This is a genomic window from Streptomyces sp. WM6378, assembly GCF_001279695.1.
In the GTDB taxonomy this organism is placed as follows: Bacteria; Actinomycetota; Actinomycetes; order Streptomycetales; family Streptomycetaceae; genus Streptomyces.
The window spans coordinates 23,325-48,768 of sequence record NZ_LGDD01000120.1 but is presented as its reverse complement, the minus strand read 5'-3'; the positions used below and the strand labels follow the sequence as shown (position 1 = coordinate 48,768).

The 25,444-nt window shown below is 71.5% G+C and carries 19 protein-coding genes; 12 read left to right on the top strand and 7 right to left on the bottom strand.

The features are described 5' to 3' along the window. From ADK54_RS12125 to ADK54_RS12115, 3 genes are read left to right on the top strand one after another with little or no spacing between them, the layout of a single operon-like run. Complete coding sequence (locus ADK54_RS12125) at positions 1 to 1,143, top strand: acyl-CoA dehydrogenase family protein (RefSeq protein WP_053725592.1); 1,143 nt, start codon at positions 1 to 3, stop codon at positions 1,141 to 1,143. Positions 1,144 to 1,183: 40 nt separating this feature from the next. Next, on the top strand, positions 1,184 to 2,398 hold the full coding sequence (locus ADK54_RS12120; RefSeq protein ID WP_053725591.1) for an acetyl-CoA C-acetyltransferase: 1,215 nt from the start codon (positions 1,184 to 1,186) through the stop codon (positions 2,396 to 2,398). A gap of 50 nt (positions 2,399 to 2,448) precedes the next feature. Next, positions 2,449 to 4,623 (top strand): 3-hydroxyacyl-CoA dehydrogenase NAD-binding domain-containing protein, encoded by a 2,175-nt coding sequence (locus ADK54_RS12115; protein WP_053725590.1) that lies wholly within the window; start codon positions 2,449 to 2,451, stop codon positions 4,621 to 4,623. Here the strand turns inward: ADK54_RS12115 and ADK54_RS12110 are convergent. Both ADK54_RS12110 and sph read right to left on the bottom strand, forming a co-directional pair. Then, entirely contained in the window at positions 4,610 to 5,398 is a 789-nt protein-coding gene (locus ADK54_RS12110) for a MerR family transcriptional regulator (RefSeq protein ID WP_053725589.1), read from the bottom strand. The two genes, ADK54_RS12115 and ADK54_RS12110, sit on opposite strands and share 14 nt — an antisense overlap. Before the next feature lie 171 nt (positions 5,399 to 5,569). After that, a complete protein-coding gene (gene sph, locus ADK54_RS12105; RefSeq protein ID WP_053725588.1) occupies positions 5,570 to 6,556 on the bottom strand; it encodes a sphingomyelin phosphodiesterase in 987 nt (328 codons plus the stop codon). A 173-nt stretch (positions 6,557 to 6,729) separates the two neighbouring features. Here sph and ADK54_RS12100 point away from each other — a divergent pair, with 173 nt between their 5' ends. Both ADK54_RS12100 and ADK54_RS12095 read left to right on the top strand, forming a co-directional pair. After that, the gene (locus ADK54_RS12100; protein ID WP_053725587.1) at positions 6,730 to 7,203 is read left to right on the top strand and encodes a hypothetical protein; all 474 of its coding nucleotides are present in this window, start codon (positions 6,730 to 6,732) and stop codon (positions 7,201 to 7,203) included. A gap of 264 nt (positions 7,204 to 7,467) precedes the next feature. Further along, positions 7,468 to 8,337, top strand: coding sequence for an oxygenase MpaB family protein (locus ADK54_RS12095; RefSeq protein WP_053725586.1), 870 nt, complete (start codon positions 7,468 to 7,470; stop codon positions 8,335 to 8,337). A 15-nt stretch (positions 8,338 to 8,352) separates the two neighbouring features. Here ADK54_RS12095 and ADK54_RS12090 read toward each other — a convergent pair whose 3' ends face one another. Together ADK54_RS12090 and ADK54_RS12085 are read right to left on the bottom strand one after the other, a co-directional pair. Continuing rightward, positions 8,353 to 9,378, bottom strand: coding sequence for a LacI family DNA-binding transcriptional regulator (locus ADK54_RS12090; RefSeq protein ID WP_053725725.1), 1,026 nt, complete (start codon positions 9,376 to 9,378; stop codon positions 8,353 to 8,355). Between the two features lie 299 nt (positions 9,379 to 9,677). Beyond that, positions 9,678 to 11,201 (bottom strand): M1 family metallopeptidase, encoded by a 1,524-nt coding sequence (locus tag ADK54_RS12085; RefSeq protein WP_053725724.1) that lies wholly within the window; start codon positions 11,199 to 11,201, stop codon positions 9,678 to 9,680. Positions 11,202 to 11,414: 213 nt separating this feature from the next. Here ADK54_RS12085 and ADK54_RS12080 point away from each other — a divergent pair, with 213 nt between their 5' ends. Both ADK54_RS12080 and ADK54_RS12075 read left to right on the top strand, forming a co-directional pair. Continuing rightward, the gene (locus ADK54_RS12080; protein ID WP_053725585.1) at positions 11,415 to 13,400 is read left to right on the top strand and encodes a Xaa-Pro dipeptidyl-peptidase; all 1,986 of its coding nucleotides are present in this window, start codon (positions 11,415 to 11,417) and stop codon (positions 13,398 to 13,400) included. After that, positions 13,397 to 14,674 carry a M14 family metallopeptidase gene (locus ADK54_RS12075; protein ID WP_053725584.1) on the top strand — a complete coding sequence of 426 codons (1,278 nt, stop codon included), beginning with the start codon at positions 13,397 to 13,399 and terminating at the stop codon, positions 14,672 to 14,674. The genes ADK54_RS12080 and ADK54_RS12075 overlap by 4 nt, the downstream gene beginning before the upstream one ends. A gap of 1 nt (position 14,675) precedes the next feature. Here the strand turns inward: ADK54_RS12075 and ADK54_RS12070 are convergent, their stop codons facing one another. Together ADK54_RS12070 and ADK54_RS12065 are read right to left on the bottom strand one after the other, a co-directional pair. Next, positions 14,676 to 15,617 (bottom strand): FAD-dependent oxidoreductase, encoded by a 942-nt coding sequence (locus ADK54_RS12070; protein ID WP_199826933.1) that lies wholly within the window; start codon positions 15,615 to 15,617, stop codon positions 14,676 to 14,678. Between the two features lie 58 nt (positions 15,618 to 15,675). Next, entirely contained in the window at positions 15,676 to 16,431 is a 756-nt protein-coding gene (locus ADK54_RS12065) for a thioesterase II family protein (RefSeq protein WP_053725583.1), read from the bottom strand. Between the two features lie 220 nt (positions 16,432 to 16,651). On the opposite strand from ADK54_RS12065, the gene ADK54_RS12060 reads away from it, so the two are divergent. The 5 genes from ADK54_RS12060 (at position 16,652) to ADK54_RS12040 (ending at position 22,906) form a co-directional block, all read left to right on the top strand. Continuing rightward, entirely contained in the window at positions 16,652 to 18,289 is a 1,638-nt protein-coding gene (locus ADK54_RS12060; RefSeq protein WP_053725582.1) for an ABC-F family ATP-binding cassette domain-containing protein, read from the top strand. 77 nt (positions 18,290 to 18,366) lie between these two features. After that, a complete protein-coding gene (locus tag ADK54_RS12055; protein WP_234392021.1) occupies positions 18,367 to 19,494 on the top strand; it encodes a PAS domain-containing sensor histidine kinase in 1,128 nt (375 codons plus the stop codon). Then, the gene (locus ADK54_RS12050; RefSeq protein ID WP_053725580.1) at positions 19,491 to 20,183 is read left to right on the top strand and encodes a response regulator transcription factor; all 693 of its coding nucleotides are present in this window, start codon (positions 19,491 to 19,493) and stop codon (positions 20,181 to 20,183) included. The genes ADK54_RS12055 and ADK54_RS12050 overlap by 4 nt, the downstream gene beginning before the upstream one ends. 171 nt (positions 20,184 to 20,354) lie before the next feature. Continuing rightward, positions 20,355 to 21,482, top strand: coding sequence for a non-hydrolyzing UDP-N-acetylglucosamine 2-epimerase (gene wecB / locus ADK54_RS12045; protein ID WP_053725579.1), 1,128 nt, complete (start codon positions 20,355 to 20,357; stop codon positions 21,480 to 21,482). Positions 21,483 to 21,583: 101 nt separating this feature from the next. Beyond that, positions 21,584 to 22,906, top strand: a complete 1,323-nt coding sequence (locus tag ADK54_RS12040) for a glycosyltransferase (RefSeq protein ID WP_053725578.1) — start codon at positions 21,584 to 21,586, stop codon at positions 22,904 to 22,906. Between the two features lie 65 nt (positions 22,907 to 22,971). Here ADK54_RS12040 and ADK54_RS12035 read toward each other — a convergent pair whose 3' ends face one another. Then, positions 22,972 to 25,416 (bottom strand): Tex family protein, encoded by a 2,445-nt coding sequence (locus tag ADK54_RS12035; RefSeq protein WP_053725577.1) that lies wholly within the window; start codon positions 25,414 to 25,416, stop codon positions 22,972 to 22,974. Positions 25,417 to 25,444: the final 28 nt, after the last annotated feature.

Genomic DNA, 25,444 nt, shown 5'->3' with positions numbered 1-25,444 from the left:
TTGAAACGGCAGATCTTCACCGCCGAGCACGAGGCGTTCCGCGAGACCGTCCGCACCTTCCTCGCCAAGGAGGTCCTGCCGCACTACGAGCAGTGGGAGAAGGACGGCATCGTCTCGCGGCAGGCCTGGCTCGCGGCCGGTAAGCAGGGGCTGCTCGGGCTCGCCGTGCCCGAGGAGTACGGGGGCGGAGGCAACGCGGACTTCCGCTACAGCGCCGTCCTCGCCGAGGAGTTCACCCGCGCCGGGGCGGCGGGCCTCGCGCTCGGCCTGCACAACGACATCATCGGGCCCTATCTGACCGGGCTCGCCACCGAGGAACAGAAGCGGCGCTGGCTGCCCGGCTTCTGCGACGGCTCCCTGATCACCGCCATCGCGATGACGGAACCGGGTGCGGGATCCGATCTCCAGGGCATCCGCACCACCGCCGAGGACAAGGGCGACCACTGGCTCCTGAACGGCTCCAAGACGTTCATCTCCAACGGCATCCTCGCCGACCTGGTCGTCGTGGTCGCCAAGACCACCCCCGAGGGCGGCGCCAAGGGGCTGTCCCTCATCGTTGTCGAGCGCGGCGCCGAGGGCTTCGAGCGGGGCCGCAACCTCGACAAGATCGGCCAGAAGGCGCAGGACACGGCCGAGCTGTTCTTCCACGACGTACGCGTCCCGAAGGACAATCTCCTCGGCGAGCGGGACGGCGCCTTCATCCATCTGATGACCAACCTCGCCCAGGAGCGGATGGGCATCGCGGTCGCCGGGATCGCCGCCGCCGAACACCTCCTGGAGATCACCACGAGTTACGTCAAGGAGCGCGAGGCCTTCGGCCGGCCGCTGTCCAAGCTCCAGCACATCCGGTTCGAGATCGCGGAGATGGCCACCGAGTGCGCCGTCACCCGCACCTTCCTGGACCGCTGCATCGTCGACCACTCCGCCGGGGAGCTGGACGCCGTGCACGCCTCGATGGCCAAGTGGTGGGCCACCGAACTGCAAAAACGCGTCGCCGACCGCTGTCTCCAACTGCACGGCGGCTACGGCTACATGACCGAGTACCGGGTCGCCAAGGCCTTCACGGACGGCCGTATCCAGACGATCTACGGTGGCACGACCGAGATCATGAAGGAGATCATCGGCCGTTCCCTGCTCGGCTGACCACGCTCCCCAGATTCACCCTCATCCGAAAGGCTTGACGTTGAGCACCGAAGCGTATGTATACGACGCGATCCGCACCCCGCGCGGCCGCGGCAAGGCCAACGGCGCCCTGCACGGGACCAAGCCGATCGACCTCGTCGTCGGCCTGATCCACGAGATCCAGGCGCGCTTCCCGGGCCTCGACCCGGCCGCCATCGACGACATCGTGCTCGGCGTCGTCGGCCCGGTCGGCGACCAGGGCTCCGACATCGCCCGCATCGCGGCGATCGCCGCCGGACTGCCCGACACGGTCGCCGGCGTCCAGGAGAACCGCTTCTGTGCCTCCGGCCTCGAAGCGGTCAACATGGCCGCCATGAAGGTCCGTTCAGGCTGGGAGGACCTCGTCCTCGCAGGCGGCGTCGAGTCCATGTCGCGCGTCCCGATGGCCTCCGACGGCGGCGCCTGGTTCGCCGACCCGATGACCAACTTCGACACCAACTTCGCCCCGCAGGGCATCGGCGCGGACCTCATCGCCACCGTGGAGGGCTACTCGCGCCGCGACGTCGACGAGTACGCGGAGCTGTCCCAGGAGCGGGCCGCCGAGGCGTGGAAGGACGGCCGCTTCGCGCGGTCCGTCGTGCCCGTCAAGGACCGCAACGGCCTCGTCGTCCTCGACCACGACGAGCACATGCGCCCCGGCACCACCGCGGACTCCCTCGCGGGCCTCAAGCCCTCGTTCGCCGCGATCGGCGAGATGGGCGGCTTCGACGCCGTCGCGCTGCAGAAGTACCACTGGGTCGAGGAGATCAACCACGTCCACCACGCGGGCAACTCCTCGGGGATCGTCGACGGTTCGGCCCTCGTCGCCATCGGCTCCAAGGCCGTCGGCGAGCGGTACGGGATGACCCCGCGGGCCCGCATCGTCTCCGCGGCCGTCTCCGGCTCCGAGCCCACCATCATGCTGACCGGGCCCGCGCCCGCCTCCCGCAAGGCGCTCGCCAAGGCCGGCCTGACCATCGACGACATCGACCTCGTCGAGATCAACGAGGCCTTCGCCGCGGTCGTGCTCCGCTTCGTCAAGGACATGGGCCTCAGCCTCGACAAGGTCAACGTCAACGGCGGCGCCATCGCGATGGGCCACCCGCTCGGCGCGACCGGCGCGATGATCCTGGGCACCCTCGTCGACGAGCTGGAGCGCCGCGACCTGCGCTACGGGCTCGCCACGCTGTGCGTCGGCGGCGGCATGGGCATCGCCACCGTCGTCGAGCGTCTCTGACCGTCCTGTCCCGGCACCCCCTCATACGGACCCATACGGAGATTTCAGCAATGACGAAGAGCACGACCATCCGCTGGGAACAGGACGAGACCGGCGTCGTCACCCTCGTACTCGACGACCCCAACCAGTCCGCCAACACCATGAACCAGGCCTTCAAGGACTCCATCGCGGCCGTCGCGGACCGCGCCGAGGCCGAGAAGGACTCCATCCGGGGCATCATCTACGCCTCGGCCAAGAAGACCTTCTTCGCTGGCGGCGACCTCAAGGACATGATCCAGGTCGGCCCCGAACTCGCCCAGCAGGCCTTCGACACCGGCACCGCCATCAAGCGCTCGCTGCGCCGCATCGAGACCCTGGGCAAGCCGGTCGTCGCCGCCATCAACGGCGCTGCCCTGGGCGGCGGTTACGAGATCGCGCTCGCCTCCCACCACCGCGTCGCGCTCGACGCGCCCGGCTCCAAGATCGGCCTGCCCGAGGTCACCCTCGGCCTGCTCCCCGCCGGCGGCGGCGTGACCCGCACCGTACGCCTCATGGGCATCACGGACGCCCTGCTCAAGGTGCTGCTCCAGGGCACCCAGTACTCGCCGCGGCGCGCCCTCGAAAACGGCCTCGTCCACGAAGTCGCGGCCACCCGCGAGGAGATGCTGGCCAAGGCGCACGCGTTCATCGACGCCCACCCCGAGTCCCAGCAGCCCTGGGACGTCAAGGGCTACAAGATCCCGGGCGGCACGCCGTCCAACCCGCGCTTCGCCGCCAACCTGCCCGCGTTCCCGGCCAACCTGAAGAAGCAGCTCCAGGGCGCGCCCTACCCGGCGCCGCGCAACATCCTGGCGGCCGCCGTCGAGGGCTCCCAGGTCGACTTCGAGACCGCTCTCACCATCGAGGCCCGTTACTTCACCGAGCTGGTCACCGGGCAGACCTCGAAGAACATGATCCAGGCGTTCTTCTTCGACCTCCAGGCCGTCAACTCCGGGCTGAGCCGCCCCCGGGGCATCGAGCCGCGCCCGGTCCGCAAGGTCGCGGTCCTGGGCGCCGGAATGATGGGCGCGGGCATCGCGTACTCGTGCGCACGGGCCGGCATCGAGGTCGTCCTGAAGGACGTGTCGCAGGAAGCCGCCGACAAGGGCAAGGCGTACTCCGAGAAGCTCCTCGCGAAAGCGCTCTCACGCGGGCGCACCACCGAGGCCAAGCGCGACGCACTGCTCGCGCTGATCACGCCGACCGCCGACCCGGGGGCCCTCGCGGGCTGCGACGCCGTCATCGAGGCGGTCTTCGAGGACACCGCGCTCAAGCACAAGGTGTTCCAGGAGATCCAGGACATCGTCGAGCCGGACGCGCTCCTGTGCTCCAACACCTCGACGCTGCCGATCACCGGCCTCGCCGAGGGCGTCCGGCGCCAGGCAGACTTCATCGGCCTGCACTTCTTCTCGCCCGTCGACAAGATGCCGCTTGTCGAGATCATCAAGGGCGAGCGCACCGGCGACGAGGCGCTGGCCCGCGCCTTCGACCTCGTACGCCAGATCAAGAAGACGCCGATCGTCGTGAACGACTCGCGCGGCTTCTTCACCTCGCGCGTCATCGGCCACTTCATCAACGAGGGCGTCGCGATGGTCGGCGAGGGCATCGAGCCCGCGTCCATCGAGCAGGCCGCGGGCCAGGCCGGCTACCCGGCCAAGGTCCTGTCCCTGATGGACGAGCTGACCCTGACCCTGCCGCGCAAGATCCGCAACGAGACGAAGCGTGCCGTCGAGGAGGCGGGCGGCGTCTGGCCCGGCCACCCCTCGGACGCGGTCATCGACCGCATGGTCGACGAGTTCGGCCGCACCGGCCGCAGCGGCGGCGCCGGGTTCTACGAGTACGGCGAGGACGGCAAGCGCGGCAAGCTGTGGCCCGGCCTGCGCGAGCACTTCGCGAAGCCGGGCCACGAGATCCCGTTCGAGGACATGAAGGAGCGGATGCTCTTCTCGGAGTCCCTGGACACGGTGCGCCTCTTCGAGGAGGGCGTGCTCACCTCGGTCGCCGACGCCAACATCGGCTCCATCATGGGCATCGGCTTCCCGGCGTGGACCGGCGGCGTCATCCAGTACATCAACGGCTACGAGGGCGGCCTGCCCGGCTTCGTGGCCCGCGCCCGCGAGCTCGCCGAGCGGTACGGAGAGCGCTTCCAGCCGCCGGCCCTCCTGGTGGAGAAGGCGGCGAAGGGCGAGAAGTTCAAGGACGCGTAGCCCGCGCGGGGGGCGCCTCGGGGTCGCGTTCCCCGGGGCGCCCTTCGGCCGATCCGAACGCCGCCCGCAGCTCCTCCTTGAGCGACCGCTGGAAGGCGGTGACCAGGGCCTGGAGGACCATCGGCTGCATGTGCGCGGACAGCGACTTCATCGCCTCGACGTGATCGGGGTCCGACTCCCGCTCCCGGTACGGGTTCCAGACCTCGTCGCGGAAGAGCCGGGTCAGCTCGTGCGCGGCCGAGCGGGTGTGCTCCATGAGCACCGTACGGGCCGCCAGGATCGTCTCGTGCGCGATCGGTACGTCCAGGAGCTGGACCCCGAGCGCGAGGAGCCCGGGGTCGACGCGGAAGGTGTCGGGAGAGCCGGGAATCCGCTCCAGGACGTTCATCGCGGCGAGCCGGTCGATGTCGTCGGCGGACAGCGACCGCCCGGCCCGCCGCTCCAGCTCGGCGCGGCTCGCGTCGTCCGCCGAGTCGGGAGCCCAGGAGGCGACGACGGCCCGGTGGATGGCGAGGTCGTGGGCGCTCAGGTCGGCCGGCAGCTGCTGGAGGTAGCGCTCGATCGCGGCCAGCGTCATCCCGTGGTGCTGCAACTCCTCGATCAGCGCGAGCCGGGACAGATGGGCCGGCCCGTAGTGCCCGACCCGGCGCGGCCCGATCACGGGCGGCGGCAGCAGCCCCCGGGTGCTGTAGAACCGGATGGTCCGCACGGTGACGCCGGCCCGCGCGGCCAGCTCGTCAACCGTGAGTGTCGGCTTCTCGGTCTCCGTCGCCATGCCGGCGCCTCGCCTCCCCCGTGTCACCCGGCCGCCCGGGTGCGCGGCCCTGTCCAGTGCAACAGTATTGCTGTCTCACCAATACTGCTCAATATCGACCGGAGCTGAACGAGGAAACACCCCGGCCGACCGGCGGGTGCCGGACGGCCGGGGTTGCAGGTGGCGCGTCGGCTACGGCGTGCGGCCGGCCTGGAGAGGGTAGTGGTCGCTGAGGTTCGTGTACGTGTAGTTCGTTCCCCAACTGCTCACCGTCCAGGGCGCGGTGGACTCCTGCACCACGTTGTTGTTCCAGCCCGACGGGCGCGCGTGGCCCGCGAGGTGGAGGACGTGGTCGAGGTCCTCGCTCGGGTCGGTGGGGTAGCGGTAGTGGGCGATCGAGTTCTCGGCGGTGTCGAAGGAGTACGCGTGGCCCGTCCGTGAATCGGCGCCCACCAGGCCGCTGTTGGCGAGCATCGAGGCGTACTCGGAGCCGTGCGAGTCCACGTTGAAGTCGCCCGCGACCATCACCTCCTCGCTCGCCGGAATGTTCTTCGCGTCGAGGAAGGACTTGATCGCCTTGAACTGGAGGGCGCGGTCCTTGGCCGCCTCGCCCGCGCCGCACCCGGAATCCGTCGACTGGGTGTGGGTGCCGACGACGTGCACCTTGGTGCCGTTCACGTCCAGCACGGCATAGACGAAGCCCTTGTTGGAGTACCAGTCGGAGCCGCAGGCGTCCTTGTAGACGTACTGCTCCTTGTGCAGGATCGGCCACTTGCTCAGCAGGGTGACCCCGCCGTCCTCGGGGGTGGTCGAGGAGTACGACCCGCCGGTCGCGTCCCAGCCGTCCTTGCTGCGGCCCACGACGGGCGTCTGGTACGGGTACTGGGCAGAGGCGTTCCGCTTCAGCGCGTCCGAGGCCGAGTTGTCGAACGCCTCCTGGAGAACGACGACGTCGTTGCCCTGGAAGAAGGGGGCTGCGGGGATCGCCTGGGCCCGGTGGTCCTGGCCCCAGTTCGGGTACAGGGTCTGGCTCATGAGGAACGTGTTGTACGTCAGCACCTTCAGCCGGGGCGGCTCGGCTGCGGCGGCAGGAGCGGGGGTGGCCGCCGCCAGCGTGACGGCTGCGAGCGCGGCGGCGAGGGCCGCTCCGGGGGCCCGGCGGAGCGAGGAGTGCGGCACGTGAACTCCTGTGTCTGGAGTGGGGATTTGGACCGGCGCGCACATCAAAGCAGCTGCGGTTACCTAGAGGTAACCTCGGTGCGCCCACTGTCTTACCCCTGTCGTACGATCAGGAGTACGAACGCTCGGGCAACACCAGTCACGGGCGTGTGCGCGAGAGAAGGTGCCAAGGCGTGAAGCTTCTCCCCATGAATGTGGGCCCCCTCAATCCCACGGTCCCCGATCTCCTGATCGGTCTTGTCCTGTTCCTGCTCTGCTTCTGGATGATGGCGGGCGTGCTGCTGCCCCGCATCAAGCGGACGCTGGAGCAGCGCGAGGCGCTCACGACGGGCCGCTCGCGCGAGGCCGAAGCCGTGCTCGCGGAGGCCGCCGAGGTGCGGTCCCAGTACGAGGCCGAGCTCGCCGGGGCACGGCACGAGGCGGCCCGCATCAGGCAGCAGGCCAAGGAGGAGGGCGCAGCGGCGATAGCCGCCGCCCGCGCCGAGGGCAACCGTGAGCGCGACGAGATCCTCACCGCCGGCACCGCGAAGATAGCCGCCGCCCGAGCGGCCGCCGAGGGTGAACTGCGCCCGTACGTCGAGGAGTTGGCCGCCGAACTCGCCGGCCGCATCCTCGGCGAGCCCCTGCCGACCCCGGCCGGCCGCTGAGTCCGCCCGCCGAGCGCCCCTGGTGAACGGGCTTCACCGGGGGCGCGGGTGGGGTGCGCGCCGCAGGCCCGCGGCCCGGCGCTCTTGAGAATCCTGGGGACGGCAGGGTGGGGCTGATGAAGGGCCTTGCGTCCCGCCGTGGCTTCGGCAGAGCTGCTCCCTGCCGGACCCCGCGTGCCGCTGTGACCTGGGGGATTGCATACTGGAATCCCTACAAACACGGCAGTGCACCAGGGACCCGTCAGCCCCAGGGAGACCAGAGCCATGAGTCGCCGCGACGCCGCGCCCGTGCCGCCTCCGCCCGGTGGCGTGCTGTGGAGCCTGGCCGGGGACATCAGGATGCTCCTCACCCTGCCCGCCGCGCTCACCATGCAGGTGGCGCACCCCGCGGTCGGGGCGGGCGTGGACGAGCACTCGGTGTTCCGTACCGACCCGTGGGGCCGCGGAGAGCGCTCGCTGCGCTCGCTCCAGCTCTGGGTGTACGGAGGCGAGCAGGCCGCCAAGGAGGGGCGCCGGCTCCGGGAACTCCACAAGACGATCCAGGGCACGGACGCCACCGGCCGCCGCTACCACGCGCTCACCCCCGCCTACTACGCGTGGGTGCACGCCACCGGATACCCCGTCTACGCACACGCCCAGCAGTACATCGGGCGCCCCTTCACCGACGCCCAGCACCGCAAGCTGTACGCGGAGTGGCTCCAGGTGGGCCGGATACTGGGGATAAGCGACCGGGACATGCCGGCGACCATCGAGGAGTTCTGGCCCTACTACCGCAAGGTCCTCGCCGACGAGATACGTACCAACGTCGTCGTCGAGGAGCTCGTCGCCACCGACCGCCCGGTCCCGGCCCCCGACCGCGGCCCGCTGCTCCTGCGCCTCCTCCTGAGAGCGCTCTGGCCGGTGCTGTTGCCGCCGCTCGCGCGCTTCCGCCGGTTCGTCACCATCGGTTTCATGCCGCCGGACGCGCGCGAGGCGATAGGCCTCGACTGGACGGACGAGCAGGAGCGGAAGCTGCGCCGCTTCGGCCGGGTGGTGCGCGCGGTCGTGCCGGTGCTGCCCGAGCGGCTGCGCTATCTGCCGCTCGCCCGCCGTGCGCGTGCGGAGTTCAGGCGCTCGGCGCGCTCCCGAACCTGAAGCGCCGTCCCCGCCTCACGCGGAGGCGCGTCGCACCAACACCGTCGGCGTGATCACCGAGGCAGGCGGGGACACCTCGGTGCCGCCCTGGTCGAGGCCGCGCAGCAGCAGCCGCGCCATGAGCCGGCCCATCTCCTCGACCTCTTGGCGCACGGTCGTCAGCGGCGGATCGGTGGCCTCCGCGACCGAGGCCATGTCATCGAACCCGACCAGCGCGACATCCTCCGGCACGCGTCGGCCGCGCTCCCGAAGCACCCTCAGTGCGCCCGATGCCATCAGGTCGTTGGCGGCGAACACGGCGTCCAAGTCCGGTCGGCGCGCGAGCAGTTCGGCCATCGCACGGGCCCCGCTCTCGGCCGTGAACGCGCCCTGCGCCACCAGTGCCGGACTGGCTTCCGGGAGTACGTCGCGGTACCCGTCGAGTCGGTCCGTCGAGGCGGTCTGATCCAGCGGGCCCGCGATGTGGGCGATGCGCTCGCGCCCGATGGACAGCAGATGGCGCACGGCCTCACGCGCGCCACCCCGGTTGTCGGCATCGACGTACGGAACGGCGGTCGGAAAGCCGGGCCGCCCGCCGAAGACCGTCAGCATCCCGGCCCCGCGCGTGATCGCGGGCAGCGGATCCTCGTCGTGCAGCGAGAAGGCGAGCGCCCCGTCGACATGACCACCCGTCAGATAGCGGGAGATGCGCCCGTAGTCGTCCGGGCCTTCGACCAGGAGCAGCACCAACTGGGCGTCGTGGGCGGCGAGTTCCTTGCTGATGCCGCGGATCTGCTGGGAGAAGAAGGGGTCGGAGAAGAACCGGGTCTCGGGCTCGGCCACGATCACGGCGACCGCGCCGGTGCGGCGGGTGACGAGCGAACGGGCCGCCTGATTGGGGATGTACCCCAGCTCCTCGACGGCCTGCCGCACCTTGTCGACCAAGGGTGGCCGCACCCCCGCACCGCCGTTGATCACCCGGGACGCCGTCGCCCGGGACACCCCCGCGTGCGCCGCGACGGCTTCGAGCGTGGGGCGCGTCCCGAAGTACTGCTCGGTCAAGGCGGGTTCTCCCATCGGCGGATCGTCGGCGATCCCTCGGCGGAACTGCGTTGCCGGGCAGCGTATCGGGTGTCCGGAGCTCCGTGGAGAGAGCGCTCTCAGCTCCTCACGACCGGAAGCCTCCCGTCCCGGCCTCGCTCCCTGAGAGCGCTCTCAATCCTTGGCGGCTCCGAGCCCTCGTCCCGCCTCAACCCCCTGAAAACGCTCTCAGGGCTCTGAGGGCTCAGAACGTGCCGAAAGCCGGGGCGGCGGGCGCGAGGAACCCTCCGGCCCAGGCCACCCCGGCCCTCCTGGTCGTCTCAGTGCTGGTCGGGCACCTGGTGCGATGCTGCGATCTGCTTCCACGACTTGGGCTCAACCGGCTTGACCGTCTTGGCCGACGGGGAGGCGGCGACCCCCGCTCGCGGACCGAACTTGGCCTTCGCCGCAGCCGAGTTGGACGGCTTCGCAGGCTGGAAGAGCCAGGTGTCGAAGAGCTCGGCCAGCGGCTTGCCCGAGATCTTCTCGGCGTACTTCACGAAGTCGCCGACCGCCGCGTTGCCGTAGGCGTGCTCGGCCGGCCAGCCCTTGAGGATCTTGAAGAAGGCCGCGTCGCCGACCGTGTTGCGCAAGGCCTGGATGGCGACGGCACCGCGGTCGTAGACGGCGGCGTCGAACTGCTTGTCCGGGCCCGGGTCGCCCGGCTTGACCTTCCAGAACGGGTCGTCGGCCGGGTGCTGCGAGTACACCCAGTCCGCCAGCTGCTGCGCGGTGCCGTCGCCCTCCTTCTCCGACCAGAGCCACTGGGCGTAGGACGCGAAGCCCTCGTTGTCCCAGATGTCCTTCCAGCCCTTGACGGAGACGTCGTCGCCGTACCACTGGTGCGCCAGCTCATGGACAACCACGGACACGTTGGCGCCGTTGGCGAACTGCGCCGGGCTGTAGAACGGCCGTGTCTGCGTTTCGAGGGCGAAGTGGCTCGGCACGTTCGGGACGTAGCCGCCGACCGCGTTGAAGGGGTACTTGCCGAAGACGCTTTCAAGCCACTCCGTGACGTCCTTCGAGCGTTCGATGCTGGCGCGCGCGGCGTCACCGTTGTCGCCGAGGTCCTTGCTGTACGCGTTCAGGACCGGCAGCCCGCTCGCGGTCTTGTCGGTGGTGATGTCGAACTTGCCCACCGCGAGCGTCGCCAGGTAGGAGGCCTGCGGCTTGTTGGAGCGCCAGTTGTACGTCGTCCAGCCCAGCTTCGAACTCTGCGACTGCAGAACGCCGTTGCTGATCGCCTGGGTGCCGTCGGGCACCTTGACCGACACGTCGTACGTGGCCTTGTCCAGCGGGTGGTCGTTGGACGGGAACCACCACACGGCCGAGTCCGGCTCCTGGGCCGCCACGCCGCCGTCCGGGGTGCGCTGCCAGGCCGTCCAGCCGTCGACCTTCAGCTCGGAGGGCTTGCCCGCGTACTTCACGACCACGGTGATGGACTTGCCCTTCGGCAGCGGCGTGGCCGGGGTGATCTCCAGCTCGTGGCTGCCCGACGTGGCGAACGTGGCCTTGGCGCCGTTGACCCGCACTTCGCTGACGGCGAGACCGAAGTCCAGGTTGAAACGGGAGAGGTCCTGCTGGGTGGTGGCGAGCAGCGTGGCCGTGCCCTCAAGGAGGTCGGTGGCGGGCTGGTACCTGAGCTTCAGGTCGTAGTGCGAGACGTCGTAGCCGCCGTTGCCGCTGGCCGGGTAGTAGGGGTCGCCGATGCCCGGGGCGCCCGGAGTGAAGTCCGCGGCCGATGCCGGGATCACCAGCAGCAGGGAGGCGGCGAGCACGCTCGGGGCGATGATTTTGCGGTGCACGAAAAGCTCCAAGTCGTCAGTGTCGTCGTGGGGTGAACGATGGTGAACGATCTCCTCGGACCCTATTCAGCCCCTGCCGTCCCGGTCATGTCCATGGCTCCTGCTGTCACACGATCGCCATTCGGCCGACATGTTGACTTGTGCGGCTTCGTTCGCTTAAGTGCCTCGACTGCCCTCTTTTGCGCGGGAGTTGACCGGAGTACCTTCCGCCCCATGCCGATACGCGCGCGGGGCACCCGCCACAGGTCAAGATCCCTCAGATCGCTCGTCCTCGCGGCCGTGGCCGCCCTCGCGGCGGTGCTCCTCGCCCCGGCGGGCGCGCAGGCGGCCCGTGCCGGGGAGAGCCAACCGGTCTACTCCTACCAGAACGCGATACGCGAGGCCGTCTGGGTCGACACCGGCCTGGACGGCGACGGGGACGGGAAGAACGACCGGGTCGCGGTCGACATCGTCCGGCCGCGCGAACCCGCGCAGCAGGGCCGCAAAGTGCCGGTCATCATGGACGCCAGCCCCTACTACTCGTGCTGCGGCCGCGGCAACGAGAGCCAGCTCAAGACGTACGACGCCAACGGCAACGTCGTCCAGATGCCGCTGTACTACGACAACTACTTCGTGCCGCGCGGCTACGCCTTCGTCGGCGTGGACCTGGCCGGAACCAATCGCTCGGACGGCTGTGTCGACGTCGGCGGCCCCTCCGACGTCCTGTCCGCGAAGGCCGTCGTCGACTGGCTGAACGGCCGGGCCCGCGCCTACACGACGCGTACGGGCACCCAGCGCGCCACCGCCGGCTGGACCAACGGCCGCACCGGCATGATCGGCAAGAGCTGGGACGGCACCATAGCCAACGGGGTCGCCGCCACCGGTGTCGAGGGCCTCAGGACGATCGTGCCGATCAGCTCGATCTCGTCCTGGTACGACTACTACTTCGCCAAGGGCGCGGCGCTCTACGACGGGGGCCCGGCCGACCTCGCCGGCTACGTCGACAGCCCGGCCGCGCAGGCCCGCTGCGCCGCGGCGCAGCAGAAGCTCGTCGACGGATCCCCGCGCAACGGGGACTGGACGAAGCTCTGGACCGACCGGGACTACGCGAGCCACGCGGACAACGTGAAGGCCAGCGTGTTCGTCGTGCACGGCATGCAGGACCTCAACGTGCGGACGAAGAACTTCGGCCAGTGGTGGGACGGGCTCGCCAAGAACGGGGTGGAGCGGAAGATCTGGCTGTCGCAGACGGGCCACGTCGACCCGTTCGACTACCGGCGTGCCGAGTGGGTGGACACCCTCCACCGGTGGTTCGACCACTACCTCCTGGGCTACGACAACGGCATCGAGCGGCAGCCGATGGCCGACATCGAGCGCCACCCCGACCAGTGGAGCACCGACAAGTCGTGGCCGCCGGCCGGCACCACGGCGACCGTGCTGCACCCGGTGAGCGGCCCGGCTCCGGGCGTCGGCGGGCTCTCGCTGAAGGCCGCTCCGGCCGGGACGACCTCGACCTTCACCGACAACCCGGCCCTGGACGAGACCAGTTGGGCCGCTTCGATCGACAAGTCCACACCCGACAAGGCGGGTTTCGTCACCCAGCCGCTGACCAAGGACCTGCGGGTGTCCGGCTCGTCCAAGGTGACCGTCACCGCGACGCCCACCACGAGCAGCGCCCACCTCTCGGCGGTCCTCGTCGACCTCGGGCCCGACACCATCCGCAACTACGCCGGCTCCGGCGAAGGCATCCTCACTGGCACCGACCGCACCTGCTGGGGCGCGAGCACGGCCGGTGACAGCTCCTGCTACCTGACGACCTCGGCGGACAAGACCGATGTGGGCTACACCGTCTTCAGCCGCGGCTGGGCTGACCTCGGCCACTACGCCTCCGCCGGCAAGGGCGTCCCGCTCACCCCGGGCAAGCCGTACACGATCACGCTCGACCTGGCCGCCACCGACCACGTCGTACCGGCCGGGCACCGACTCGCGCTGATCGTCGCGGGCACCGACAATGGCCTCATCGAGCCTCCGACGAGCAAGCCGACGCTCACCGTGGACCTCGCGCGAACAGGCGCCACGGTGCCGTTCGGCGGTGGCGCCGGGGCGTTCGCTCGGGCCACGTCCGGTACGCACGGGCAGATAGGCGGGCCTTCGGCGGCGCCGAAGGGTGTTCCGGTGCCGCGGATGACGCAGCGGCTCCCCGGGGACGTCCCCCGATGAAGGCGCGTCTGGTGGCGCTCGGGGTGACGGCGGCCGTGCTCGCCGTCCCCCTGGCCACCGCGCCCGCCACGGCCCGGTCCACCGAGCCCCGCACCGGCTTCGAGGTCAGTGACGGGGCGCGCTGGACCGGCCAGCCGGAGGAGCAGGACTTCCTCGCCGCCGTCGACCGGCTCAGCGAGCGGACCTCGGTGCGCCGGATCGGCACCACCCGCCAGGGGCGCCCGCTGCAGGAGGTGCGCATCGGCGGCCGGCACACGTCCAGCACCGTACTCCTCGTGTGCAGCCAGCACGGTAACGAACCGTCAGGCCGCGAGGCCTGCCTCAGCACGCTCCGCGACCTCGCCCTGACCAAGGACCGGGCCACGCTCCGCTTCCTGGAGCGCACCACCGTCCTGGTCATCCCGACCGCCAACCCGGACGGCCGGGCCGCCGACACCCGCGAGAACTCCGAAGGCGTCGACATCAACCGCGACCACATCGCGCTGAAGACGGCCGAAGCGCGGGCCACCGCCTCGGTGCTGCGCGACGAACACCCCGATGTCGTCTACGACTTGCACGAGTACGGCGCGACTCCCGGGTACTACGACAAGGACCTGTTCGACCTCTGGCCGCGCAACCTCAACACCTTTCCGATGGTGCACGAGGAGGCGCGGACGCTGTCCGGCGACTACGTCCGCGATGCCACGCAGGGCGCGGGCTACCGCACGGGCACCTACGGCATCTGGACCGACCCGGTCACCGGCGACCCCGTCAAACAGGTCGCCGGTGACGGCCAGGAGCGGATCCTGCGCAACACGGCGGGCATCAAGCACGCCGTCGCGCTGCTCATCGAGAGCCGGGTGGATCCGATGACCGATGCGGAGAAGGCCGACCCGGCCGTCAACAACCGGCGCCGCGTCGACTCCCAACTGACCGGTCTGGGCGGCCTGTTCGACTTCGTGGCGGATCGTCGAGGGCGCATCGAGGCGGCCACGGGCGCGGCGCGCGCCGCCGGATACCGCGACCAGGGGCCCGTCTATCTGGGCGGCGCCGACAATACGCCGCCGACCCCGGCGGAAATCCTCCGCGACCCACCGTGCGGCTACCGCCTGAGCCCCGCCCAGTACGCACAGGTCAAGGAGCAACTCGCGCTGCACGGCGTGCAGGTGAGGCGCACCGCCGACGAGGGGGCCATCGCCCCGCTGCGCCAGTCGCTGCGCGACCTGGTGCCCCTGCTGCTCGACGGCCGCGCCCAGTACCACCTGACGGCCGCCGAGCCCGTCGAACGCTGCTGAATCAGCGGGAGGAGCAGGGAGCGGAGGGGGCCGTGGCCAGCGCCGCGGCCTCCTGCGCGCAGCCCCAGGCGACCGTCACCCCGGCCCCGCCGTGCCCGTAGTTGTGCACCAACACCCATCCATTGGAGGCGAGTTGGCGCTCTACCCGCACACCCGCGTCGCGTACCGGGCGCAATCCCACGCGGTGGCCGAGCACTCGCGCGTCCGCGATCTCGGGGTGGATTCGCGCACAGCCCGCGATGATGCGCCCGGCCGTCGCCGGGTCGGGCGTCAGGTTCCCGTCGTCCTCCTGCGCGGTGCCGCCGAGCAGCAGCCCGTACGGCTGGGGCATGAAGTACGTCGACTCCTCGCCGGCGTCCTCCACCGCGGTGTACCACTCGCGGATCCCCGGATTCTCGACCACCACCAACTGGCCCCGCACGGGCCGTACTTGGGGATCAGGCACCAGGTGGCGCGCGCCGAGTCCCGTGCAGTTGACCACGATCGGCGCGTCCGGAAGGCGCTCGACGTCCCGGACCTCCACCGCTCCGCCCGCTTCGATGAGGCGCCGTTCCAGCCAGTCCAGATGTGTCGGCATGTCGATCAGCGGGAGCCTGGCCCGCAGTCCCTCCGGGCCCTCGCGGAGCCCGGGCACCTGGGCCGCCCACGGCCCGAGGCCGTCGAGCCGCGCCCCGGCGTGCAGCCCCTCGGTCAGCCGCACCCCGGTCTCCTCCGCCTTGAGCGCCAGCTCCTCGTACACCCGCAGCGAGGCGAGTGCCCAGTCGCCGACGCGTTCCTCGGGCTCGATGCGGTACGGCCACCACAGCCCGCCGGCCACGGCCGACGTCGAATCCCGCGCCCGCTCCCGGCACCAGACCCGGACCTGGCGGCCCGACTCCGCCAGGACGATCGCCGTCGTCAACCCGATGACCCCGCCGCCCACCACGATCACGTCGCTGCTCATGCCGGGACGGTAGCCCACCCGTGCGCTCCGGGGCAGGTGAGCGGCGGGGGCGCGAGGGTCAGCGTGCCCCGGCGTCCCGCAGTGCCGCCTCCAGTGCCCGCAGCACGGGCGCGGGCTCCTCGCGCAAGTAGAAGTGGCCGCCCGGGAATTGACGTACCGTCACCTCTGCGGTGGTGTGCTGCCGCCAGGCTTCGAGCTGCTCGCGCGGGTGGTCGGCGCTGCCGCCGAACATCGTGATCGGCACGGGCAGCGGCTCCGCTTCCCGCCAGGCGTACGTCTCCAGAATGCGGTAGTCGTCCCGCAGCCCGCCCACGACCAGCCCGCGCAGCTCCGCCGAGTCCAGGACCTCCTGCGGGATGCCGCCGTGGATCTTCGCGATCCGCTCGATGAGCTCGTTATCGGGCAGGTGGTGCAGCGGGTCGTCGACACGCACGTGGCGCAGGTGCGGCGCCGCGTAGCCGGACAGGACCAGCCGGGCGGGCAGCGGCCGGCCCGCGTCGCGCAGGGCGCGCGTGATCTCGTACGCGATGAGGGAACCCAGACTGTGCCCGAAGAAGGCGAACGGCGCCGGGCTGAGCTGGACCTCGTCGAGGAACGCGGCCACCAGCGCCTCCATCGAGGTGAATCCCGGCTCCCCGTACCGCGAGCCGCGGCCCGGCAACTGCACGGCCTGGAGCTCGGCGCCCGGCATGTCGCGGCCCCAGCGGAGGTACTCCGTGGCCGAACCCCCACCGTGCGCGAAACAGTAGAGCTTGGGGGCGCCGGGGCGCGGCGACCCGGCGATGAGCCAACGGGGCGACACGGCGGTGCTCATGGTGCGCAAACCTCCAGGGGGAACGGGCCGGTGAAATGCCGCAGCGCCACGAGTCTCGCACCGCACCCGAAACATCCGCCCGGGTTTCGGCCATCGCGGCCGTGATCAGGAGGGGGGTCTCGGTGCGCGGGCGCTCCCCCGGGGCCGCAGGCCGGGATCGGGGCCGGGCCGGGGGACGGCTCAAGACCGGGCCGGCGGACGGCTTAAGATCGGTCACCTCATGACTGCAACTCTCGTCGCCAAGGACCTCGCCGCCGGCCACGGCGACCGCACCCTGTTCGCCGGGCTCGACCTGGTGGTCGCCCCCGGCGACGTCATCGGCCTCGTCGGACCCAACGGCGCGGGCAAGTCCTCCCTGCTCCGCCTGCTCGCCGGGCTCGACACCCCCGAGCAGGGCGAGCTGCGCCTGTCCCCGCCGGGCGCGAGCGTCGGCCACCTTCCGCAGGAGCCCGACCGGCGCCCCGGCGAGACGATCCGGGCCTTCCTCGCCCGGCGCACCGGAGTCGCCGCCGCCCAGGAAACGATGGACGCCGCGACCCAGGCCCTGGTCGACGGAGCCCCCGGCGCCGACGACGCGTACGCCGACAGCCTGGAGCGCTGGCTCGCGCTCGGCGGCGCCGACCTCGACGAGCGGGCCGAGGAGGTGGCCGCGTCCCTCGGCCTGACCACCGGCCTCGACCAGCCCATGACCGCGCTCTCCGGCGGCCAGGCCGCCCGCGCCGGACTCGCCTCGCTGCTCCTGTCCCGCTACGACGTCTTCCTGCTCGACGAGCCGACCAACGACCTCGACCTGGACGGCCTGGAGCGCCTCGAAGCGTTCGTGAAGGGACTGCGGGCCGGCACGGTCGTCGTCAGCCACGACCGCGAGTTCCTCGCCCGCACCGTCACCAAGGTGCTCGAACTCGACCTCGCCCAGCAGCAGATCAACCTGTACGGCGGCGGCTACGAGGCCTACCTCGAAGAGCGCGCCACCGCCCGCCGGCACGCCCGCGAGGACTTCGAGGAGTACGCCGACAAGCGCTCCGCCCTCGAAGGCCGCGCCCAGATGCAGCGCTCCTGGATGGACAAGGGCGTCAAGAACGCCCGCCGCAAGGCCACCGACAGCGACAAGCTCGGAAAGAAGTTCCGCAGCGAGTCCAGCGAGAAGCAGGCCGCCAAGGCCCGCCAGACCCAGCGCATGATCGAGCGCCTCGACGTGGTGGACGAGCCCCGCAAGGAGTGGGAGCTGCGCATGGAGATCGCCGCCGCGCCCCGCTCCGGCGCGGTCGTCGCGACGCTGAACGGCGCCGAGGTCCACCGTGAGGGCTTCACCTTCGGTCCCGTCTCGCTCCAGATCGACTGGGCCGACCGCGTCGCCATCACCGGCGCCAACGGCTCCGGCAAGTCGACCCTGCTCGCGGCCCTCCTCGGCCGGCTGCCGCTCGACGCGGGCCAGGGAGCGCTCGGCTCCGGCGTCGTCGTGGGCGAGGTCGACCAGGCGCGCGGCCTGTTCCTGGGCGAGGAGTCGCTGCTCGACGCGTTCTGTGCGGCGGTCCCCGACACGGAACCGGCCGAGGTGCGCACCCTGCTCGCCAAGTTCGGGCTGAAGGCACACCACGTGCTGCGGCCCGCCGGTTCGCTCTCGCCGGGCGAGCGCACCCGCGCGGCCCTCGCGCTGCTCCAGGGCCGTGGCGTCAACCTCCTCGTCCTGGACGAGCCGACCAACCACCTCGACCTGCCCGCCATCGAGCAGCTGGAGTCCGCGCTCGACTCGTACACCGGCACCCTGCTCCTGGTCACCCACGACCGCCGGATGCTCGACGCCGTGCACACCACCCGTCGCCTGGAGGTCGCGGACGGGAAGGTCAGCGAACACTGACACCCCTGACTGCCGGGCCGTGCGGACGTGTCCCTTCGCGACTGCGATTCGCGGTGGCCCGAGCGTACGGTGGTCGGGTGCACCGCGACCGACTGCAGGCCGTCCTGGAAGCGCTGCCCAGGGCGGCCATCGTCCAAGGCGGCGACGACATCGTGATCGCCGTCAACCGGCGTTTCATCGACATGTTCGCCCTCGAAGGCCGCGTCGAGACCACCCCGGGCGCGCCGCTCGGCCCCGTCGTCGACGCCGTGTGCGACACCTTCGCCGAACGTCCCGCCTGGGTCGTCGACACCACCCACGCCATCGCCGCCCGGCACATCCACCGGGCGGCCGAGATCCCGCTCACCGACGGCCGCGTGATCCGGCGCGACGTGGAGCCGCTGTACGACGCGGACGGCGTGCCCTTCGGCTCGCTGTGGACCGCCGAGGACATCACCGAGGACAAGCGCCGCGAGCACGCCCTGGAGCGGGACAACGCGGCGCTCGCCGAGCTGGCCGGGCAGCGCAACGAGTTCCTCGCCCTCGCCTCGCACAGCCTGCGCACCCCGCTCACCTCCATCCTCAGCTTCTGCGAGCTCCTCGCCGAGCCGGCGTCCGGCCCGCTCGACGCCGACCAGCAGGCCCTCCTGGCCGCGATCCGGCGCAACGCCGCACGGATGGAAGGTGTCATGACCACGCTCATGAACACGGCCCGGCTGCGCAGCCCGCAGCTGAAGCTGGAGTTCGACCGGGTGGACATCGCGCGGATGCTCCAGCACGCGGTCCTCGACCGGATGTCCACCACCTCGCGGGCCGGGGTGTTCGTGGCGCTGCGCTGCGCCGAGGGCCCGCTGCTCCACGGCGACGAGCACCGTCTGGAGCACGTGCTCGCCAACCTCCTGGAGAACGCCGCCAAGTTCACCCCGCCCGGCGGACGCATCGACATCGACGCCGCCCCGCACGGCGACCAGTGGCACATCGACGTCGCCGACACCGGGATCGGCGTGCCCGAGCAGTACCGCGAAGAGATCTTCTCCGGCTTCGTACGCGCCCCCAACGCCGAGACCGGCGGCTTTCCCGGCACCGGCCTCGGCCTCACCATCAGCCGCGAGATCGTGCGCCGACACGGCGGCGAGCTCACCGTCTCGGCCGCCGAGAGCGGGGGAGCGGTGTTCGGCATCCGGCTGCCCGTCGCGGGACCGACTGCCGAAGGGACCGGGCGGTGACGCGGATCCTGGTCGTCGAGGACGACCCGGACGTCGCGATGGCCCTGCGCATCCTGTTCACCCGGGCCGGGTACGAGGTCGTGCCCGCCGCGGACGGCCGCGAAGGGCTGCGCCGGCTCTTCGCGGACAGACCCGACCTCATGGTCCTGGACGTCGGCCTGCCGGAACTCGACGGCTGGCAGGTCCTGGAGCGCACCCGCGACATGACCGACCTGCCCGTGCTGCTGCTCACCGCCCGCGGCGCCGAGACCGACCGGGTACGGGGTCTGCGCGCCGGGGCCGACGACTATCTCCCCAAGCCGTTCGGCAACGAGGAACTGCTCGCCCGCGTCGAGGCCCTGCTGCGCCGCACCTCGCCCGCTCGCTGGGCCGGGGCCCTCCACGACGGAGCCCTGCGCCTCGTGCCCGAACGGCGCTCGGCCCTCTGGCGAGGCGAGGAGGTGCGGCTCAGCGACATCGAGTACCGGCTGCTCCAGGTCCTGGTTCGCAACCGGGGCCGCGTCGTCAGCACCGATCAGCTGCTCGACCAGGTCTGGGACGACCCCCAGGGCATCGGCCGCGAGCGGGTGAAGTTCGCGGTCCTGCGCGTACGCCGCAAGCTCCAGCAGGCGGCGGGCAGCCTTGAGTCCGACCCCCTTGAGGCGGTGCGGGGGCTCGGCTACCGGTACCGGGGGGATCAAGAGGCCTGAGCTCCGGCTCCGCTGCCGGTACGGGGCGAAGGTCCCGGCCGCGCGGGGGACGAAAGACCCAAAATGCCCGATTGTCGCCTTCGCAACCGTCGGGCAACCGAACGCCATCCGGGTGCGCAACGGACACCGGGCAGCCTCAGCACGTCCCGCCGGTCCGTTCCTGGAGTTCCCGTGTCCGCCCTGCCGCCCCGCAGCATCGCCGTCGTTCTCGGCACCCGCCCCGAGCTGGTGAAGCTGACCGAGCTGATCCGTCTCCTCGGGCCCGCCGCGCACGTCGTGCACACCGGGCAGCACTACGACGAGGAGCTCTCCGGCCGCTTCCTCACCGACCTCTGCATCCCCGAGCCGACCTACCTCACCGGCATCGGCGGCCGGCCCCGCGCGGTCCAGATCTCCGCGGCCCTTGCCCAGCTCGACGCGGTGTTCTGCGCCGAGCCGCCGCGCGCGGTCGTCGTCCAGGGCGACACCAATGCGGCCCTGTCCGGCGCCCTCGTCGCCAACGCGCGCGCCATCCCGCTCGTCCACGTCGAGGCGGGGCTGCGCAGCCACGACCGGAACATGCCCGAGGAGCACAACCGGGTGCTGATCGACCGGATCGCGGACGTGCTGTGCGCGGCGACTCCGAAGAACCGGGACAACCTGCTGGCCGAGGGCATCCCGGCGGGCCGCATCGAGGTCACCGGCAACACGGTCGTCGAGGCTGTGCGCGGTCAACTCCCCACCAGCGCCCAGCGGTTCGCCGAACTCGGGCGACTCGGCCTGGTGAGTGACGGGTACGTCCTCGCCACCGTGCACCGGCCCGAGAACACCGACGACCCGGCCTCGCTGCGCGCCGTCCTCGCCGAGCTCGCCTCGCTCGCCGCCGAGCTGCCGGTGGTCCTTCCGCTGCATCCCCGCACCCGGGCCCGCGTCGAGGCGGCCGGTCTCGCGGAGCTCCTCGACCCCCTCCTGGTGACCCCGCCGCTGGGGTACCGCACCTTCCTGGCGCTGGCCCAGCACGCGGCGCTCCTGGTGTCCGACTCCGGGGGAGTCCAGGAGGAGGTCACGGTGCTCGGCCGTCCCCTTGTCGTCGTACGCAACTCCACGGAGCGGCCCGAGGCGATGCCCGACTTCGCCGAACTGGTGGGCCCCGGGCGGCAGTTGGGGGAGGCGGCGCGGCGACGGCTGGCTTCGGGCGAGGCGGGCCGGGCGCGGCTCGCCTCGCTCCCGAGTCCCTTCGGGGACGGGCTGGCTTCGCGGCGGGTCGTCGCGCTGCTGGTGGGGCTCGCGGCGCGGGGGTCCTACGCGGCGGTGGCCTGACGGGTGCGGTCCCTTCGCGCGCGGTAGCGCTGAAGCCCGCCCGCGACACCCATGAAGCCGCGCCCGCTCCCCGGCAGACGATCTCCAAGGACCCCCGCTCCATGCCCAACAGCCTCTTCCTCTTTCCCTTCTTCCTCCTCGGGTGCTTCCTGCTCTACTGGGCCGGGGCCCGTCACGCCTACCTGCGCCGGGCGCGTACCGAAGCGGGCGATCCCGGCGTGCTCGACTGGCACTTCTTCGTGCCCTGCCGGGACGAGGAGGCCGTCGTCGGCGCCACCGTCGCGCAGTTGCGGGCGGACTTTCCCTCGGCGCACGTCTGGGTGATCGACGACGACAGCGACGACCGGACCGGGGTCATCGTCGCCGCGCTCGCGGAGGACGACCGGCGCGTCCACCTCGTGCGCCGGGTGCGGCCCGACGCGCGTACCGGCAAGGGAGACGCCCTGAACGCCGCCTACGAGCAGCTCGGGGACTTCCTGCCCGCCGGGGCGGACCGGGAGCGGACCGTCGTGTGCGTGGTCGACGCCGACGGGCGGCTCGACCCGCGCGCCCTCGAACTCGTCTCGGGCCCGGCCGCGTTCGCCGACCCGGAGGTCGGCGGGGTCCAGGTCGGTGTGCGGATGCGCAATGTCGACGACGAGCGCCCGCTGCCCGACCGGGGCCGGACGGCCAACGCCTTCGCGCGGCTCCTCGTGCGCGTCCAGGACATGGAGTTCGCCGTGTCCAACGCGGGCATGCAACTGCTGCGGGGCCGCACCGGTTCGGTCGGACTAGGCGGCAACGGCCAGTTCACCCGGCTCTCCGCGCTCGACCGGATAGCCGCCGCAGAGCGCCGCCCCTGGCAGCGCGGCGCGCTCCTGGAGGACTACGAGCTGGGCCTCCAGATGATCCTCGCCGGGTACCGCGTCACGCACGTCGCCGACGCCTGGGTCTCCCAGGAGGGCCTCCCGCACGCCCGTCGACTGCTCACCCAGCGCACCCGCTGGGCCCAGGGCAACCTGCAGTGCGTGCGTTACGCGGGCCGGATCCTCTCCTCGCGCCAGTACACCGGCGCGGGCGTTCTGGAGACGCTGTACACGTTCTTCCAGCCCGTCGCGCATCTGCTCACGCTCGTGCTGTGCGCCGCGATGCTGGTGCTCGGCCAACTCGGCTCGCTCGCGATGTGGCCGCTCACGCTGATCCTCGCGGCGTTCTCCATTGGCCCGTTCGTCCTGTGGGGCCCGGTCTACCGCCGCGACCACGCGCCGGACGTCTCGCGGATCACCGGCGTGCTGTGGGGTTTCGCCCTGTGGCTGTACGCCTACCACCTGTTCGTGGTCTCGGCGCGCGGCTTCGTGCGCAGCCTGCGCGGCCGCACCGGCTGGGCCAAGACCCGCCGCAACGCCGAGCCGGTCACGGCGGGACCGGTCGCCCTGGAGGGCTGACCCACCGTCAACGAGGGGCGGGTGTACGGCAGTTGATGCCCGTACGGCCGCCCCTCGCCCATCCCTCAGCGTCCGCCGCGGCCCTTCGGGTCCAGCAGGCCCGCCTTGCGCAGGGCGTCCGCCATCGCGCTGTTCGACGGGGCCGGTGCCGAGCCGCGGCCCTGGCCGCCGCCCTGGCGGTCGCCACCACGGGCGCCGCCCTGCCGATTCCCGCCGCGGGCCTCGCCGCCACCGTTGCCACGGCGCTGCTGGCCCTCGCCCTGGCGCTGCTGCGGAGGCCGGTTGCCCTGTCCCTGACCGCCCCGCTCCCGCTTGGGCGCGCCGCCCGGCGCCGACGCGTCGTCGTCGAGCCGCAGGGTCAGCGAGATCCGCTTGCGCGGCACATCCACGTCCAGGACCTTCACCCGGACGATGTCGCCCGGCTTCACCACGTCACGCGGGTCCTTCACGAACGTCTTCGACAGCGCCGAGACATGCGCGAGCCCGTCCTGGTGCACGCCGATGTCGATGAACGCGCCGAACGCCGCCACGTTCGTGACCACGCCCTCAAGGAGCATCCCGGGCTCCAGGTCGCCGATCTTCTCGACGCCCTCCTTGAAGGTGGCCGTCTTGAAGGCCGGGCGGGGGTCGCGGCCCGGCTTCTCCAGCTCGCGCAGGATGTCGGTGACGGTGGGCAGACCGAAGGTCTCGTCCACGAAGTCGTCGGGCCGCAGCGAGCGCAGCACCCCCGTGTTGCCGATGAGGGAGGCGACCTCGCTGCCCGCCGTCTTCACCATCCGCCGCACCACCGGGTACGCCTCGGGGTGCACGCTGGACGCGTCCAGCGGGTCCTCGCCGTCCCGGATCCGCAGGAAGCCCGCGCACTGCTCGTACGCCTTCGGGCCGAGCCGCGCCACGTCCTTCAGCGCGCGGCGCGAGCGGAACGGGCCGTTGGCGTCGCGGTGCGCCACGATGTTCTCGGCGAGGCCCGAGCCGATGCCCGAGACCCGCGAAAGCAGCGGCGCGGAGGCGGTGTTGACGTCGACACCCACGCCGTTCACACAGTCCTCGACCACCGCGTCGAGCGAGCGCGACAGCTTCACCTCGGACAGGTCGTGCTGGTACTGGCCCACCCCGATGGACTTCGGGTCGATCTTCACCAGCTCGGCGAGCGGGTCCTGCAGGCGCCGGGCGATGGAGACCGCGCCGCGCAGCGACACGTCCATGTCCGGGAACTCCTGCGAGGCGAACGCCGAAGCCGAGTACACCGAGGCACCCGCCTCCGACACCATCACCTTGGCGAGGTTCAACTCCGGGTGCTTGGCGATGAGTTCACCGGCGAGCTTGTCGGTCTCGCGGGACGCCGTGCCGTTGCCGATGGCGATCAGCTCGACCGCGTGCTCCGCGCAGAGCCCGGCGAGCTTCGCCAGCGCCTGGTCCCACTTGTTCGCGGGGACGTGCGGGTGGATCACGTCCGTCGCCACGACCTTGCCGGTCGCGTCGATGACCGCCACCTTGACGCCGGTACGGAAACCGGGGTCGAGGCCGAGCGTGGCCCGGGTGCCGGCCGGGGCGGCGAGCAGCAGGTCGCGCAGGTTGGAGGCGAAGACGCGGACCGCCTCGTCCTCGGCGGCCGTGCGCAGCCGCAGTCGCAGGTCGATGCCGAGGTGGACGAGGATGCGGGTGCGCCAGGCCCAGCGGACCGTGTCACCCAGCCACTTGTCGCCGGGGCGGCCCCGGTCGGCGACGCCGAAGCGGCGCGCCACCATGTTCTCGTACGTCGAGGGGCCCGGCTCGGCGGACGGCTCCTCGGGCTCCAGGACGAGGTCGAGGACGTCCTCCTTCTCACCGCGCAGCATCGCGAGCACCCGGTGCGAGGGCAGCGCGGTGAACGGCTCGGTGAAGTCGAAGTAGTCGGCGAACTTGGCGCCCGCCTCCTCCTTGCCGTCCCGTACCTTCGCCGCCAGCCGGCCCTTGGTCCACATGCGCTCGCGCAGCTCGCCGATCAGGTCGGCGTCCTCGGAGAAGCGCTCGGCGAGGATGGCCCGGGCGCCCTCCAGGGCGGCCGCCGGATCGGCGACGCCCTTGTCCGCGTCGACGAACGCGGCGGCCGCGGCGAGCGGGTCCACCGAAGGGTCGCCGAGCAGGCCGTCCGCGAGCGGCTCCAGGCCCGCCTCGCGCGCGATCTGCGCCTTGGTGCGCCGCTTCGGCTTGAACGGCAGGTAGATGTCCTCCAGGCGGGCCTTGGTGTCGGCGGCCCGGATCTGCGCCTCAAGGGCCTCGGTGAGCTTGCCCTGTTCCCGTACGGACTCCAGGACCGCCGTGCGCCGCTCCTCCAGCTCCCGCAGATAGCGCAGCCGCTCCTCAAGGGTGCGCAGCTGGGCGTCGTCCAGCATCTCGGTCGCTTCCTTGCGGTAGCGCGCGATGAACGGGACGGTGGACCCGCCGTCGAGCAGCTCGACGGCGGCCTTCACCTGCCGGTCCCGTACGCCGAGTTCCTCGGCGATCCTGCCTTCGATGGACGTCGTCACGTTGCCGTACCGCCTTCTCGCTGAGCCT

What these genes read in the sequence shown, in the direction of transcription:
- ADK54_RS12115 (WP_053725590.1), top strand. Translation starts at nt 2,449, where the DNA reads ATGACGAAGAGCACGACCATCCGCTGGGAACAGGACGAGACCGGCGTC.
- ADK54_RS12110 (WP_053725589.1), bottom strand. Translation starts at nt 5,398, where the DNA reads ATGGCGACGGAGACCGAGAAGCCGACACTCACGGTTGACGAGCTGGCC.
- ADK54_RS12095 (WP_053725586.1), top strand. Translation starts at nt 7,468, where the DNA reads ATGAGTCGCCGCGACGCCGCGCCCGTGCCGCCTCCGCCCGGTGGCGTG.
- ADK54_RS12080 (WP_053725585.1), top strand. Translation starts at nt 11,415, where the DNA reads ATGCCGATACGCGCGCGGGGCACCCGCCACAGGTCAAGATCCCTCAGA.
- ADK54_RS12075 (WP_053725584.1), top strand. Translation starts at nt 13,397, where the DNA reads ATGAAGGCGCGTCTGGTGGCGCTCGGGGTGACGGCGGCCGTGCTCGCC.
- ADK54_RS12070 (WP_199826933.1), bottom strand. Translation starts at nt 15,617, where the DNA reads ATGAGCAGCGACGTGATCGTGGTGGGCGGCGGGGTCATCGGGTTGACG.
- ADK54_RS12065 (WP_053725583.1), bottom strand. Translation starts at nt 16,431, where the DNA reads ATGAGCACCGCCGTGTCGCCCCGTTGGCTCATCGCCGGGTCGCCGCGC.
- ADK54_RS12060 (WP_053725582.1), top strand. Translation starts at nt 16,652, where the DNA reads ATGACTGCAACTCTCGTCGCCAAGGACCTCGCCGCCGGCCACGGCGAC.
- ADK54_RS12040 (WP_053725578.1), top strand. Translation starts at nt 21,584, where the DNA reads ATGCCCAACAGCCTCTTCCTCTTTCCCTTCTTCCTCCTCGGGTGCTTC.